The organism is Stappia sp. 28M-7 (assembly GCF_014252955.1).
In the GTDB taxonomy this organism is placed as follows: Bacteria; Pseudomonadota; Alphaproteobacteria; order Rhizobiales; family Stappiaceae; genus Stappia.
Map to the genome: position 1 here is coordinate 1,864,563 of NZ_JACMIA010000001.1, position 13,730 is coordinate 1,878,292.

The window sequence follows — 13,730 nt, forward strand, 5'->3', positions numbered from 1 at the left end:
GGATATCCGCTGCGCTCAAGGCGCGTCGGGCGCGTCCTTGCCGGCGATCCGGTGTGCGAGCGCCGGGGAGAGGCCGGTGCTGTCCTTCGCCGGCGGGCGGGCATAGCTGCCCTTGTCCGCGCCGGAGGGGCGCAGGCGGTGAAGCGAAACCGCCTGCAGGACCGCGGCTTTCACCGGGTCGAGAAGCACCGCCGGAACCTCGTCGGCGATATCCCCGGCCAGCCCGGCGATCGGCGCGCCGCCGAGTATCAGGATATCCGCATGCGCTGCTGCGCGGCGGCAGGTCTCCACCAATGGCGCGCGCATCTCCTCCGCCACTGCCGCGATGGAGCCGAGGGTGGCATCCGGCGTGAACGTGCCGGCAAAGCGCATGCCGAGCCCCGCGCGCGTCACCTGCTCCTCGTACCAGGGCGTGAGGCGGGGCGAGAAGGTGACGAAGGCGAAGCGCTCCCCCAGTGCCAATGCGGCGAGCATCGCCGCCTCGGAAAGCCCGGTCACCGGCAGGTCGAAGAGCTCGCGCGCCGCAGACAGCCCCGGATCGCCGAAGGCGGCGATGACCGCGGCATCGAAGCGTCCCTCGTGCTGCGCCAGCAGGTCGAGCACGGCGGCGCCGGCAATCTGGGCCTCCGCGCGCGAGGAGATGTAGGGAAAGCCTTGGCGTGCGGTCAGGGGCAGCAGTTCGACATCGGCCGGCAGTACCGTTGCCGCGCTGCGCGCGAGGCGGTCGGTCAGCGCCTCGGTGGTATTGGGGTTGAGCAGCAGCAGGCGCATCAGTAGCCCAGCCTTTCGGGCAACCAGGTGACGATGCCGGGAAAGATCATGCAGGCCAGCAGCACGGCATACATCGCCGCGATGAAGGGCCAGCTCTCGCGCACCAGCTCGCCCATCCTGACGCCGGTAATGCCGCAGACGACGAACAGCACGACGCCGACCGGCGGGGTCAGCATGCCGATCACCAGGTTGAAGACGAAAAGAAAGCCGAAATGCAGCGGATCGATCCCGTATTGCAGGGCGATTGGGTGGAACAGCGGCACCAGCATGATGTAGGCGGCGTTGGATTCCAGGAACATGCCGACCACGAGCAGCATCGCCGCGATCAGGCAGAGGAACAGGAACGGACTGTCGGTGACGCCCTGCATCAGGCCGGCGAGCTTCATCGGCAGCAGGTCGATGGTGAAGAGAAAGGTCACCGTCGAGGCGAAGGCGATCATCGCGCCGACCAGTGCGGAGGTCTTGGCGGCGGTAAGCAACACGTCCGGCAGGTCGGACAGCTTCAGCTTGCGCGTCACGAAGAAGCCGAGGACCAGCGCGTAGCAGACGCCGACCGCGGCCCCTTCGGTCGGGGTGAAGGCACCGCCGACGATGCCGCCGATGACCAGAACCGGCATCAGGAAGATGACGAGGCTGCGCCTCAGCTCGCGCAGAATGTTGGAGAGCGTCACCGGCGTGCCGGCCAGCGGGTAGTTCCGCTTCCAGGCGATCAGCCAGCACAGGATCATGAACAGGGCGAACAGGATCAGTCCGGGAATGACGCCGGACATGAACATGCCGCCGACCGACACGCTGGACCCGGCCATGAACGCGTAGACGATCATCGCGCCGGAGGGCGGGATGATCGGGCCGAGATTGGCGGCCGCCGCCACGATGCCGGTGGAGAAGCCGAGGCCGTATTGCTTCCTGAGCGATGGCACCAGCGTGGAGGAGAGGGCCGAGGCGTCGGCGACAGCTGCGCCCGAAACGGAGGCGAGGCCTGCGCCGGCGACGATGGTCACCTGCGCGAGGCCGCCACGCACCCGGCCGATGAAGGCGTTGGCGAAGTCGACCAGCCTGTCCATGATCCCGCCCTTGAGCATCAACTCGCCGGCGATCATGAACAGCGGGATCGACATCAGCGGAAACGAGTTGACCGCGTTCATCAGGCGCGGCGCCAGCACCGCGACGTCGATGCCCGACAGCCACAGGCCGGCGAGCGCCGCAACGCCGAGCGAGAAGGCGAGCGGCATGCCGAGAAGGGCCAGCACGAGAAAGGTTGCGATGACGAAGAGGCTCATGCCCGGGGCTCCATCGGGACCAGCGCGAGATGGACGAGATGCAGGGCCGAGTGCAGCGCGCCGAGAATGACGGGGAAGAAGAATACGCTCGAGGTGATGTTCAGCGCGCCCAGCCGCTCGGACCATGTGGCCAGCGCGACGCCGATGGTGGTCCAGAACACGACGCCCATCAGCGCCGCGCCGAGGGCGCTGGTCGCGCGTGCAACGAGGCGCTGCACGCCGGCGGGCAGGCGCTCGACCAGCAGCGTGATCCCAACATGGGTCCCGTCGCGGATGCCGAGCGGGATCGCGAGGAAGATCGTCCACACGAAGGCGATGCGGCTGACCTCGTCGGCCCAGTCGAGCGAGCCGTTGAAGACATAGCGCATCACCACCTGGGCCGAGACCACGGCGACCATGGCGGCCGCACCCAGGATGACGAGGAGGCGCGCGCCGGTATCGGCGCGCGCAAGGACGAAGGTCAGGAGGCGGTCGAGCGCCATCGGGTCACATGCCGAGCTTGGCGGTCTCGGCATCCAGCAGCTTCACCAGCTCCGGATCGAGGCGGGCCTTGGTCTCGGTGGCGACGCCGGCGGTTTTTTCGCGCAGGGCGGCTGCCAGTTCCGGCGAAACCTCGGTGAAGGTCATGCCCTTGGCCGTGAGCTGCGCCAGGCCCGCTGCATCCTGCTCGGCGGCCAGCTCGCGCTGATAGGCAACGGCGGTCGCCATGGCCTCGCGGACCATTGCCTGCTTCTCCGGGGCGAGCCCGTCGAACCACTTCTTGTTGCCGACGACCGAGATGAAGTCGAAGAAGTGCCCGGTGTTGGAGACATGCTTCTGCACCTCGGCATAGCCGGCGACATTGATGATCGCGAAGGGGTTTTCCTGGCCGTCGATCACGCCCTGTTCCAGCGCGGAGTAGAGCTCCTTCACGTCCATCGCCACCGGATTGGCGCCGAGGGCACGGAAGGTGGCGAGATGCGTCTCGTTCGGCTGCAGGCGGATCTTCAGGCCCTCGATGTCACTGATGGCGACCACCGGGCGGACATTGTTGGTCAGGTGACGGAAGCCCAGCTCCATGTAGCCGAGGGAGGTCATGCCCTCCTTGGCCATCATGTCGTCCAGCGCAGTGCCGACCGGTCCGTCAGTGATGGCGAAGGCTGCCTCGCGGCTCGGGAACTGGAACGGCAGGCCGATGACCTCAAGCTCCGGCACGGTGCGGGTCAGGTAGGCGGTGCCCACCCACATCATCTCGATGGCGCCGATCTTCACGGCCTGAACGTTTTCGGCCGCCCCGCCCAGCTGCTGCGCCGGGAAGACGTTGACGTCGATCTCGCCGCCGGACAGGCGCTCGAGCTCTTCCTCGAACTTCGCGATGGCAAGCGAGGAGGAGTGCTCGGTGGCGAAGTTGCCGGCGATGCGGATCGTGTCCTTGGCATCGGCCATGGCGGTCGACAGCACGAGGGCGGTGGAGGCGACAAGCGGGAGGATGGCTTTCATGGCTGGGTGCTCCAGGGTTGCGGCGAGGGAGGTCCGGGGCGGTTTCGCGCCCGGCCCGAAGGCGCGGGCGGCACGGGAGCGGATCACCGAGGCGATCTCGTCCAGTGTGGCGGCATGCTCTTCCGGCGCAGGCGCTGCGAGGCGGCGCTCGAAAGTGGCAAGAAGGGTTTCAAGGTCCGGCACGCGGTGCAGGGCGATGATGAAGGGATGGGAGAACCGCGCCCGATAGGCGGCATTGAGCGCGCGCAGCCGGGCGGCATCGTCCGCTGACAGCGACAGCAGGCCAAGCCGGGCCTGTTCGCCGGTCGAGGCGTCGGTCATGCGCCCTTCGGCCGCTTCCTGGCCGGCAAGCTCCGGGTGAGCGGCAAACAGCACCCGCTGGCGCTCGGTGCCGGCTGCAAGGATCGTGTCCGCCAGCGCCGCGGCAAGCGCCGCATCGTCCGCGAAGGGGCGCTGGTCGACGGTCAGCTCCACCACCCAGGGGGAGCGCTCGACCAGGGGCTCCAGCAGCGCTAGCGCTGTTTCGCGGGAAGCCGAGTTGAGCGTGTCGAGGGCGGAAGTCATGGCGGGCCTTTGCCGTCCGGTGTCCTTTATGCCCTGAACGCTAGCCGGCCCTCGTCATTGCAATCCATGACATTATCGACAATCCTGCATTCTAGAAATTAGGATGCCCGGAAATGTCGCTCCACCTCGTTCCCCGCGGGTTGCACTATGTCGAGGCCGTTGCAGAGCACGGCTCGATCCAGGCGGCCTCGCGCGCCATCGGCATTGCCGCTTCGGCGATCGACCGGCAGATCAAGCTGCTGGAGGACCGGCTCGGGGTACAACTGTTCGACCGCATGACCACGGGCATGACCTTGTCCCCGGTCGGCGAGATGTTCGTGGTGCTGGCGCGGCGCTGGCGGGCGGACGAGAACCGCCTGTGGTCCGACGTGAAGCAGATGCAGGGCATCAGCCTCGGCCATATCCGCCTCGTGACGATGGACAGCCTCGTCAACGGCGTGCTGCCGCGCTTCCTGCATCATGTGGCGGAAGTGTATCCGCGGGTTCGCATCGACGTGGAGATCACAACGCCCGACGATGCGATGGCCGTGCTCGATCGGGGCGATGCCGACGTGGCGCTCGCCTTCAACCTGCGCCCGCATCGCGACCTGCATGTGGTGTGGAGCGCCGAGCTGCCGCTGCACTGCGTCGTCGCGCCCGGCCATCCGCTTGCGGAACTGAGCCAGGTGAGCCTTGCCAAGGTGCGCGACCAGGCAACCGTGGTGCAGAGCCCGTCGCTGGCGATCCGCCGGATGCTGGACGCCCGCCACGGTTGGATGTTCTCGGAGAACCGCCCGCCGGTGGTCACCAACTCGCTGCAGCTTCTCAAACAGCTCGTCGTCTCCGGCAGCCATGCCGCGCTCACCTCGGAGCTGGACACGGCGCAGGAACTGCTGGACGGGCGCCTCGTCGCCATCCCCGTGACGGGGCAGAACGTGGTGCCGCAGAGCATCGCGCTGGCCATCAGCTCCCGCCGCGCGCTGCCGCGCATCGCCACCCGCGTCGCCGATCTTCTCGCCGCCGATGTCGCGGCGATGCTCGCCGAGGTGCGAGCGCGCAACCAATTGACCTGAAACGCAAAAGGGCCGCCCCGGAGGGCGGCCCTTCGCTTATTCGGAGTGGGACAGGATCAAAGCCCCAGCCCGCCGACGCAGGCATATTTGATGTTGAGGTAGTCCTCGACGCCGTATTTCGAGCCCTCGTTGCCGAGGCCGGAATCCTTGACGCCGCCGAAGGGCGCGACCTCGGTGGTGATGAGCCCCTCGTTGACACCGACCAACCCGTATTCCAGCGCCTCCATGACGCGGAAGGCGCGCCCCAGATCCTGGGTGTAGAAGTAGCAGGCAAGGCCGTATTCGGTGTCGTTGGCCATCGCCACCGCCTCGTCTTCCGTGTCGAAGCGGAAGAGGGGCGCGAGCGGCCCGAAGGTTTCCTCGCGCGCCACCTTCATCTCCGGGGTCGCGCCGACGACCAGCGTCGGCTCGAAGAAGCTGCCGCCATTGGCGTGGCGCTTGCCGCCCAGAACCACCTTGCCGCCCTTGGCGAGTGCGTCCTGGATGTGCTCCTCCACCTTCTCGACGGCCTTGCCGTCGATCAGCGGGCCCTGTGTCACACCCTCTTCGAGGCCGTTGCCGACCTTGAGCGCGGCGACGGCGGCCCCGAGCTTTTCGGCGAAGGCATCATAGACGCCGGCCTGCACGTAGATGCGGTTGGCGCAAACGCAGGTCTGGCCGGAATTGCGGAACTTGGAGGCCATAGCCCCTTCCACCGCCGCGTCGAGATCGGCGTCGTCGAAGACGATGAAGGGGGCGTTGCCGCCGAGCTCCATCGAGATCTTCTTCATGTGGGCGGAAGCGTTGGAGGCGAGCTTCTTCCCCACTTCCGTCGAGCCGGTGAAGGTGATCTTGCGCAGATGCGGGTTCTCGCACATTTCGGCTGCGATCTCGGCGGCCGAGCCGGTGATGACGTTCACCACCCCGCGCGGGAAGCCGACTTCCTCGGCAAGCGCTGCGAAGACGAGGGCGGAGAAGGGCGTCTGGCTCGCCGGCTTGATCACCATGGTGCAGCCGGCGGCAAGGGCCGCGCCGAGCTTTCGCGAAATCATCGAGTGGGGGAAGTTCCAGGGGGTTATCGCGCCGGTGACGCCGACCGGCTCCTTGGTCACCAGGATCCGCTTGCCGCGCCAGGGCGAGGGGATGATGTCGCCGTCGATGCGCTTGGCCTGCTCGGCGAAGAAGCGGATGTATTTGACGCCGAGGGCGATCTCGCCCTTCGCCTCGGCCAGCGGCTTGCCCATCTCGGTGGTGAGGATTTCCGCCAGCGCGTCGTGATTGGCCATGATCGCATCACACAGCTTGTGCATCAGGGCGCCGCGTTCCTCCGCTGTCGTCGCCTTCCAGTCCTGGAAGGCGAGATAGGCGGCCTCGATGGCCCGGGCGGTCTCCGCCCGGCCGCAGCGCGGCACGGTGCCGATGATCTCGCCGGTCGCCGGATTGTCGACCTCGATCACCGATCCGGTGTCGGCGTGGGTCCACAATCCGCCGATATGGCAGGACTGCTTGAAGAGCCTGTGGTCGCTGATCATTCTTGCACTCCCGTTGTGTTGTCGTTGCGCGCCGGCAGGAGCCGGCCATCGTCCTGTCGGGGCCGCGCATGCGGCCCGAAACTCAGCGAAGCGTCACGGAATAGACGAGATCCTGCGTGTTGCAGGCACTGACCCGCCATTCGACCGGGGTTCCCTCCAGGTCATAGGCGATGCGGTCGACGGCCAGCAGCGGGAAGCCCGGCGCAACCTCCAGAAGGCCGGCCTGCTCCGCATCGGCCGCAATCGACCGCAATTCCTCATGCACCGCGGTGACCATCACCCGGAATTCGCTCTGGTACATGGCGTAAAGCGCCTGGGGCAGCCGCAGGTTCCCGATGCCGGCGAAACGGTGGCCCGGCAGCACGATGCGCTCGACCAGAACCACCTGTCCTTCGAGGCTGCGCTCGCGGAACATCCGCACTACCGGTGCGCCGGGGTCCAGGTGAAGCCGTGCGGCCTCCGCCTCGTCCGCCGTGCCGTCCTCGACGCTGGTGCGGCGAAGGTCCGGCGTCAGCCGCTCGCCCCCCGGCCGGGCGAGAAAGAAGAACTGGAACATCGGCCGTGCGACCTGAGGCTGGCGGGCGAAGCTGCCCTTGCCCTGCCGCCGCTCGATCAGGCCCTCGGCCGCCAGGGTCTCCACCGCCTTGCGCAGCGTGCCCTGGGCAACGCCGAACTCGCCCGCCAGCGCCTGCTCGCTCGGCAGCTTGTGGCCCGGCGGCCAGCTGCCGTCGGTCAGCCGGGTCCGCATGATGTCCTCGACCCTGCGGTAGAGCGGACTGTATCCGGCCTTGGCGATCATGAAGGAGGAACCTCATGCGGAGGGAGCATTGAAAACGCGTGCTTCGCATCATTCATCAGACAAATATCATATACAAGAATATGATGGAGGTCTCGCCCCGCAATCGGTCCCGGCGATCGACTTTTGCGGCCCGCCCCGGTGCGGCGAAGGGCGCGGGCGGAGGGGGGCGGCGCACACGCCCCTTTTCGCGCGGCGCGAAGCGGTCTAAACGGCGGGAAGACCAGGCGCCCCCACGCGCTGCAGCCCTTAATCCGGCCCTGCCGACCACGAAAGCCTTCGCCATGTCCTCCCCGGTCACCCTCACGCTGGACGAAGCCGGCGCCTTTGCCCGCGCCGCTCTCATCGCTGCGAACACCTCCGCAGAAAACGCCGAGTCCGTCGCCCGCGCGCTTGTCGCCGCCGAAGCGGACGGCCAGGCCGGCCATGGCCTGTCGCGGGTGTCTTCCTATGCGGCGCAGTCGAAGAGCGGCAAGGTCGACGGCCATGCAGTGCCGGACTTCTCGCGCCCCGCGCCGGCCCTGCTGAGGGTCGATGCGGGCCTCGGTTTCGCCTATCCGGCCTTCGATCTCGTCATCGACGCGCTGCCCGGCATCGTCGCGGAAACCGGCATCGGCCTTGCCGCCATCCGCCGCTCCCACCACTTCGGCCAGGCCGGCGCCCATTGCGAGAAGCTGGCGGAGAAGGGCCTCGTTGCCTTCGTCTTCGGCAATGCGCCCAAGGCCATCGCGCCGTGGGGCGGTCGCAAGCCGCTGTTCGGCACCAATCCGATCGCCTTCGCCGCGCCGCTGTCTGAGGGGCGGGCGCCGCTGGTGATCGATCTCGCCGTCTCGCGCGTCGCGCGTGGCCGTATCCTGTCGGCGCAAAAGGCCGGCCTGCCGATCCCTGAAGGCTGGGCGCTCGACGTCGACGGCAACCCGACGACCGATGCCGATGCGGGCATGGCGGGCACGATGATCCCCATCGGCGAGGCCAAGGGCGCGGCGCTGGCCCTGATGGTGGAGGTGATGGCCGCCGCTCTGGTCGGGGCGAGCCTTGCCTTCGAGGCATCGAGCTTGTTCACGGGGGAAGGGGCCGCGCCGGACCTTGGCCAGACGGTGATCGCCATCGATCCGGGCATGAGCTCGGCCGGCGCCTACGGCGAGCGGATGGAGACGCTGGTCGCGGCCATCGAGGCGGAGGACGGGGTGCGCCTGCCGGGATCGCGCCGGCTCGAGGCGCGCGCCCGAGCCGCCCGCGAGGGTCTGACTATCCCCGCAGCCGTGCATGCGGAAATCGCAGCGCTGGCCGGCGAGGATTGGCGCGACGCCTGAGGGGATTTCTTCGGCGCGCCACCTCCACCGCTGTCATGCCTGCGAAGGCAGGCATCCAGTATCCGCCGGGGTGGTTGGTAGGGACGCCGGCGGATGCGACTTTGTGCCGGCGCCGCGACCTGAGCGGCACGACCTGTGGTTACTGGATCCCGGTCTTCGGCTGCGCCGAAACCGGGACGACAACGGGGGTGACCCGTGCCATCGCACAGGCCTCTCCTTGCGTCCTCCCGGACGGCGCGCGAGCGCCGAGCCGGGACCGGAGAGCCGAGGGCGCTTGCGGACGCGCTCCGGGACGGAGCCACGACCGCCGTGGCCCGCCGGTTCCGGGTCGCGCTTCGCTTGCCCGGAATGACGCGTCGGGAGGTTGGAGCAAAGACAACACCTGCCGAGGTTGCCAATGGGTCCCGGCTCTCCGGCTTCGCCTGCGGCCGGGATGACGGCCTGAGAAGGAGGCGCGGTCCTGGCTTTCCCCTCCGAAGTCACCCCGGGCAAGCGGAGCGCGACCCGGGGGCCATTGGTTGCCAGAGCGACGGCGAGACGCACAGGCCTCTCCTTGCGTCCTCCCGGACGGCGCGCGAGCGCCGAGCCGGGACCGGAGAGCCGAGCGCGCTTGCGGACGCGCTCCGGGACGGAGCCACGACCGCCGTGGCCCGCCGGTTCCGGGTCGCGCTTCGCTTGCCCGGAATGACGATGAGAGAGGGCGGGGCAAGGTCGCGGGTGGATGCGGCTTTGTGCCGGCGCCGAGGCCTAAGCGGCACGACCTGTGGTTACTGGATCCCGGTCTTCGGCTACGCCGAAACCGGGACGACAACGGGGGTGACCCGTGCCATCGCTCTGGCTGCCTTCCGCTAGTTGCCGAATTCGCGCTCGAAGAAGATGCCGGCCTTGGACTCGCCGTCCGCGCCGACCTCGCCGCGCAGCTTCAGCGACTTGGTGACGTCGATGTCGACGGTGACACGGCTGGAGCCGGCTTCCGTGCCCTGTTTCACGCCGAGATAAATGTTGTCGCTCAGGTACTTGCCGACGGCGAGCGAGGGGCCGGAGGTCCCGTCGGTCTCCACGTCGATGGCATCGACGCCGAGCGACTGGCGTAGCGCGCCGAGCGGGCCTTCGCCGCTGCCGCCGGTCAGCGCCAGAACGGAGGCGCCGAGCTGGGCGATCTGCGTGGGCGAGAGCTGGCTCATCGACCGGTCGAACAGGAACTGCGCCAGCACCTCGTCCTGCGGCAGCTGCGGCGAGGAGGTGAAGGCGATCTCCGGCTGCGCCGCCGGGCCGGTGACGGTGATGGTGACCGCCGCGCTGCTGGTCTGCGAGGTGGCGGCGAAGTCCAGCCGCGGCATCAGGGAGCCGGTGAAGCTGACATCGCCCCGGTTGAACTGGACGCGCCGGGTCAGCACCTGCAGCAGGCCGCGCCGCATGTTGAACGAGCCGATGGCCTGGATGTCGGCGGTGGTGCCGGCCACCCGCAACGTGCCGCCCATTTCCGCGTCGAGACCACGACCGCGAACGAAGATGCGTCCGGGGGCGGAGACAGTGACGTCCAGTGCGATCGGCCGGCTGCTGCCGCCGCCGGAACCGCCCTGGTCGCGGGCCAGCGCTGCGTCCTGCTGGCGCACCGCTTCCGGTGCGTTGACATGGGTCACCGCGAGGGGATTGATCGCCCCCGGCAGGCTGCTGGGAATGGTGATGTCGGCACGGGCGACGGTGACGTTACCCTCCAGCCGGGCACCGCGCGCCTGGTCGGCGAGGGGGCCGGTCAGCCGCAGGTCGGCGCCGACCGTTGCCTGCACCACGCGACCGTCGGAATAGCGCCCGTCGCGCACTTGTACCCTGAGGTCCGCCGGCATGCCGGCGCCGAGCCCGACCCGCCCGCCGGCCGACAGGTTACCCCCGGCGGCGATGGCTGCGTTAAGATCGTTGATCGCAACACCGGCATTGTCGATGGCGATGCTGCCGGTGAAGTTCTGCAAGGTGAGCCCGGAGGCGAGCTGCGTCAACGACAGCTGGCGCGGCTGCAGGGTGATGCTGTAGCGCGGCGCGGCGAAGGGGCCGGTGACCTTGCCCGAGACGGCAAGCCCGCCCTGGCCGGAAAAGCCCGACAGGATCAGCCGCTGCCGTGCCGCACCGACCGGGACGTTGCCGGAGAGCGTGATGTCGAGGGCCCCGGGCGCCGCAATGGCGACGGGCCCGCTGGCGGTGAGCGCCAGTCCGTCCGAGCCGGTGATGTCCGTCGTCTGGGTGATGCGGCCGCCCTGGAAGCGGCCGTTGGAGCGCAGATTGACCGCCGCAATGCCGTTCTCGCGCAAGGGGGCGGCGGAGAGCTCGGCGATCGACAGCGACCATTCGGCCTGCGGGTCGGCCGCAGCGCCGCGCACGGTGACCGTGCCCGAGGCGCTGCCGGTCGGGGCGACGCCCGGCGCGAGCGGGGCCAGCGCCGTCAGCGGCAGCGCGGCGATCTTCGCGTCGATGGCGAGGCGGTCGGAAGCGGTGCCGCTGATGTCGATGCGGCCTTCGCCGATCCGCAGCCCCAGGTTCTCGATTGTGGTGGTGCCGTCGGCGATGCCGATCCGCGCCTCGCGCGCTAGGCGCGTGGCAAGACCGCGATAGCGCCCCTGAAGCGAGGACAGCAGCACATCCAGCCCGTTTTCGGTCGGCTGCAGGGCCGCGGTCAGCACCACGCCATCGGCATTGCCGCCCTGCGACAGGCGGGCGTCCACCTCGATATCGGTGCGCGAACCCTGTGTGGTCGCGGTCGCGGTGACCGTCTCGATGGCGGTGCCGCCAGCATTGATGCCGCCAAGCCGCGCCTCGCCCGAAAGCTTGGGAGCCGCAAGGCCGCCGCTGGCGGTGCCCGAGGCGGCAAGCCGGGCGATCCGGTTGCCGGCAACGACCACGTCTTCGCCCTGCAGGTCGAGCTGCGCCCGTTGATCGGCGCCGGTTCCCGTCAGCGCCAGCTTGCCCGACAGCGCGCCTTCCAGTTCCGTCAGGGCGAGGGCCGAAAGCTCGGAGAGCTTCGGCGCGGCGATGTCGAGCGTGCCGGTGACGGTGCCGAGCGCATCGGCAAGGTCGCCGATCTCGAAGGCGCCGGTGATCCGGTTTTCCCCCGTCGCCAGCGAAAAGGTCGGGATGGAGAGGCCGGGGCCTTTCGGCTCCGCGTCGATCTCCGCATCCAGCCGGTTGCCGTCGACGGTGCCGCGCGCCTGGATATTCGCGGACAGCGCGTCCGGTGCTGTCGTCGCGGTGACGTCAATCTCAAGATCTGTGACCGGCTTGCCGGCGAGCTGCAACGCCTCGGCCGTGAGCTTCGCGACGACGTCGGGGCCGGTGAGCGTGCCCTTGGCCGTGCCTTCGATCCGGGCCGCACCCACGACTTGCGGCGCGAAGCGGGCAAGGTCGGCGAGCGTCACCGTATAGCTGCCGTCGATGGTCTCCGCCGTGACAGCGCCGTCGAACGTCGTCTCGATGCCGTTCAGCGTCAGGGTGAGGGCGTCGATCTCCGCGCCCGGGGCGGCCGGGTCGACGGTGGCGCGCGCGTCGAGCGTCAACGGCCCGGCGAGCATCTCTGCGCCCTCGATCAGCGGCTGCAGGTGGCGCGCGGTCAGTTTGGCGGTGAGGCCGAGCGGGGCGTCCGCGGTGGTGGTGTCCAGCTGTTCGCCGGCAAGGCGCAGGCCGATGCCCTCCAACTGGGCTTCCGTGGTCTGCAGGCGCACTGTGTCGAGCGCCAGCGACCAGTCGAGCGCATCTCGCGGGCCGCTGGCAGTCAGTGACAGGTTGGTCTCGCCGATGGCGATGAGCCGGTCGGGCAATTCGATGCCGATCATCGCGCCGTCGCCGGCCGACAGGCGCACCTTCGCGTCCGCATCGATCCGCCCGTCCTCGGGCAGGTCGGCGCGGAAACTGGAGGACAGCGTGCCGGTCGCCAGGGTGCCCTGTGCCCGCCGCGGGGCGAAGTCACGGGTGAGGATAACCTCCGCGTCGAGCACCGTGCGGCCCATGACCAGCGCGGCGGCGACCGGCGGGGCGAGGGCGGACAACTCGCCCTCCAGCCGCGCGTTCAGCTTGCGGGTGTCCCCGGTCTCGGCAAGGCGGGCGGTGCCCGCGATCTCGGTGCGCCCGTCCAGCGCCAGCGACAGCTGCGCCTGCCAGTCGTCCAGCGGGCCGTCGCCCTTCAGCGCGATGTCGAGCGCCGGCAGGCCCTCGATCTGCAACAGCCTTGCGGCAAGGCCGCCGCGCGGCTCCTTCACCGTGACGTCGAAGAACAGCTCCTCGGCCTGCGGCATGAAGCGCACGGTCGCGGCGATATCGCCCGGCGTGCCGTCGATGCGGCTGATGGTGAGTTCGGCATTGGCCGCCTGCGGGGCGTCGGACAGGCTCGCCTGCGCCTGCGCGGTCAGGCGAACCGGGATGCCGACGACGGGGGCGCCGATGTCGATCTCCGCGATCCGGGCCTGGCCGAGGCGGAAGGGCAGCAGCGGCACGGAGCCGCCGGACGTGTCCTCGCTCTGCGAGGGGACGGGCAGGCGCGCAAGGGAAACGCGGGCGACGTCGACGGCTTCGACATCGATAGTGCCGGACAGCAGCGCCAGCGGAGCCCAGGCAAGCCGGGCCTGCTCGACAGTCAGATAGGTGCCTTGCGCGTCAGAGACCTCGACCCGCTCGACGCCGGCATCAAGGCCCCAGCCGACCGTGAGGCCGGAGAGCTTCACGCCGCCGTCCGGGCCGCCGGCGATCCCGTTGACCAGTGACACGACCGCGTTGCGCCCCGCATCCGTCTGCAGTGCGCCGAGCAGGCCGAGCGCCAGCAAGGGCACGATCACCACGATGGCGGCGAGCACGCGCAGCAGCAGCCGGGCTGTGGCACGCAGGAAGGAGCGGGAACGGCGGCGGGGCATCGGCTCGGTCAAGTCACGCCCCCCGGCGAGCTGGAAAACGATTCGTCATGGAAAGACTTATCCCGCAATCTT

The 13,730-nt window shown here is 69.2% G+C and carries 9 protein-coding genes; 2 read left to right on the forward strand and 7 right to left on the reverse strand.

Annotation, left to right across the window (positions count from 1 at the left end; translation table 11 throughout):
- Positions 1-15: 15 nt before the first annotated feature.
- Genes H7H34_RS08295 through uraD form a run of 4 tightly spaced genes read right to left on the reverse strand, consistent with a single transcriptional unit; the run spans position 16 to position 4,094 of the window.
- On the reverse strand, positions 16-771 hold the full coding sequence (locus tag H7H34_RS08295) for an aspartate/glutamate racemase family protein (protein ID WP_185924886.1): 756 nt from the start codon (positions 769-771) through the stop codon (positions 16-18).
- On the reverse strand, positions 771-2,051 hold the full coding sequence (locus H7H34_RS08300) for a TRAP transporter large permease (RefSeq protein ID WP_185924887.1): 1,281 nt from the start codon (positions 2,049-2,051) through the stop codon (positions 771-773). The genes H7H34_RS08295 and H7H34_RS08300 overlap by 1 nt, the downstream gene beginning before the upstream one ends.
- Entirely contained in the window at positions 2,048-2,533 is a 486-nt protein-coding gene (locus tag H7H34_RS08305; protein ID WP_067222202.1) for a TRAP transporter small permease, read from the reverse strand. The genes H7H34_RS08300 and H7H34_RS08305 overlap by 4 nt, the downstream gene beginning before the upstream one ends.
- 4 nt (positions 2,534-2,537) lie before the next feature.
- Positions 2,538-4,094 carry a 2-oxo-4-hydroxy-4-carboxy-5-ureidoimidazoline decarboxylase gene (gene uraD, locus H7H34_RS08310; RefSeq protein WP_185924888.1) on the reverse strand — a complete coding sequence of 519 codons (1,557 nt, stop codon included), beginning with the start codon at positions 4,092-4,094 and terminating at the stop codon, positions 2,538-2,540.
- A 113-nt stretch (positions 4,095-4,207) separates the two neighbouring features.
- Between uraD and H7H34_RS08315 the strand changes: the two genes are divergently transcribed.
- Positions 4,208-5,146, forward strand: a complete 939-nt coding sequence (locus H7H34_RS08315; RefSeq protein ID WP_185924889.1) for a LysR family transcriptional regulator — start codon at positions 4,208-4,210, stop codon at positions 5,144-5,146.
- Between the two features lie 56 nt (positions 5,147-5,202).
- On the opposite strand, the gene H7H34_RS08320 is transcribed toward H7H34_RS08315, so the two are convergent.
- Both H7H34_RS08320 and H7H34_RS08325 read right to left on the reverse strand, forming a co-directional pair.
- Positions 5,203-6,657: an NAD-dependent succinate-semialdehyde dehydrogenase gene (locus H7H34_RS08320; protein WP_185924890.1), complete on the reverse strand. Its 1,455-nt coding sequence runs from the start codon at positions 6,655-6,657 to the stop codon at positions 5,203-5,205.
- An 82-nt stretch (positions 6,658-6,739) separates the two neighbouring features.
- On the reverse strand, positions 6,740-7,456 hold the full coding sequence (locus H7H34_RS08325) for a GntR family transcriptional regulator (RefSeq protein ID WP_185924891.1): 717 nt from the start codon (positions 7,454-7,456) through the stop codon (positions 6,740-6,742).
- Positions 7,457-7,737: 281 nt separating this feature from the next.
- Here H7H34_RS08325 and H7H34_RS08330 point away from each other — a divergent pair, with 281 nt between their 5' ends.
- Positions 7,738-8,766: an Ldh family oxidoreductase gene (locus H7H34_RS08330; RefSeq protein ID WP_185924892.1), complete on the forward strand. Its 1,029-nt coding sequence runs from the start codon at positions 7,738-7,740 to the stop codon at positions 8,764-8,766.
- Between the two features lie 848 nt (positions 8,767-9,614).
- Here the strand turns inward: H7H34_RS08330 and H7H34_RS08335 are convergent.
- A complete protein-coding gene (locus tag H7H34_RS08335) occupies positions 9,615-13,670 on the reverse strand; it encodes a translocation/assembly module TamB domain-containing protein (protein ID WP_185924893.1) in 4,056 nt (1,351 codons plus the stop codon).
- Positions 13,671-13,730: the final 60 nt, after the last annotated feature.

Coding starts and splice junctions, on each gene's coding strand:
- H7H34_RS08295 (WP_185924886.1), bottom strand. CDS start 771: ATGCGCCTGCTGCTGCTCAACCCCAATACCACCGAGGCGCTGACCGAC.
- H7H34_RS08300 (WP_185924887.1), bottom strand. CDS start 2,051: ATGAGCCTCTTCGTCATCGCAACCTTTCTCGTGCTGGCCCTTCTCGGC.
- H7H34_RS08305 (WP_067222202.1), bottom strand. CDS start 2,533: ATGGCGCTCGACCGCCTCCTGACCTTCGTCCTTGCGCGCGCCGATACC.
- uraD (WP_185924888.1), bottom strand. CDS start 4,094: ATGACTTCCGCCCTCGACACGCTCAACTCGGCTTCCCGCGAAACAGCG.
- H7H34_RS08315 (WP_185924889.1), top strand. CDS start 4,208: ATGTCGCTCCACCTCGTTCCCCGCGGGTTGCACTATGTCGAGGCCGTT.
- H7H34_RS08320 (WP_185924890.1), bottom strand. CDS start 6,657: ATGATCAGCGACCACAGGCTCTTCAAGCAGTCCTGCCATATCGGCGGA.
- H7H34_RS08325 (WP_185924891.1), bottom strand. CDS start 7,456: ATGATCGCCAAGGCCGGATACAGTCCGCTCTACCGCAGGGTCGAGGAC.
- H7H34_RS08330 (WP_185924892.1), top strand. CDS start 7,738: ATGTCCTCCCCGGTCACCCTCACGCTGGACGAAGCCGGCGCCTTTGCC.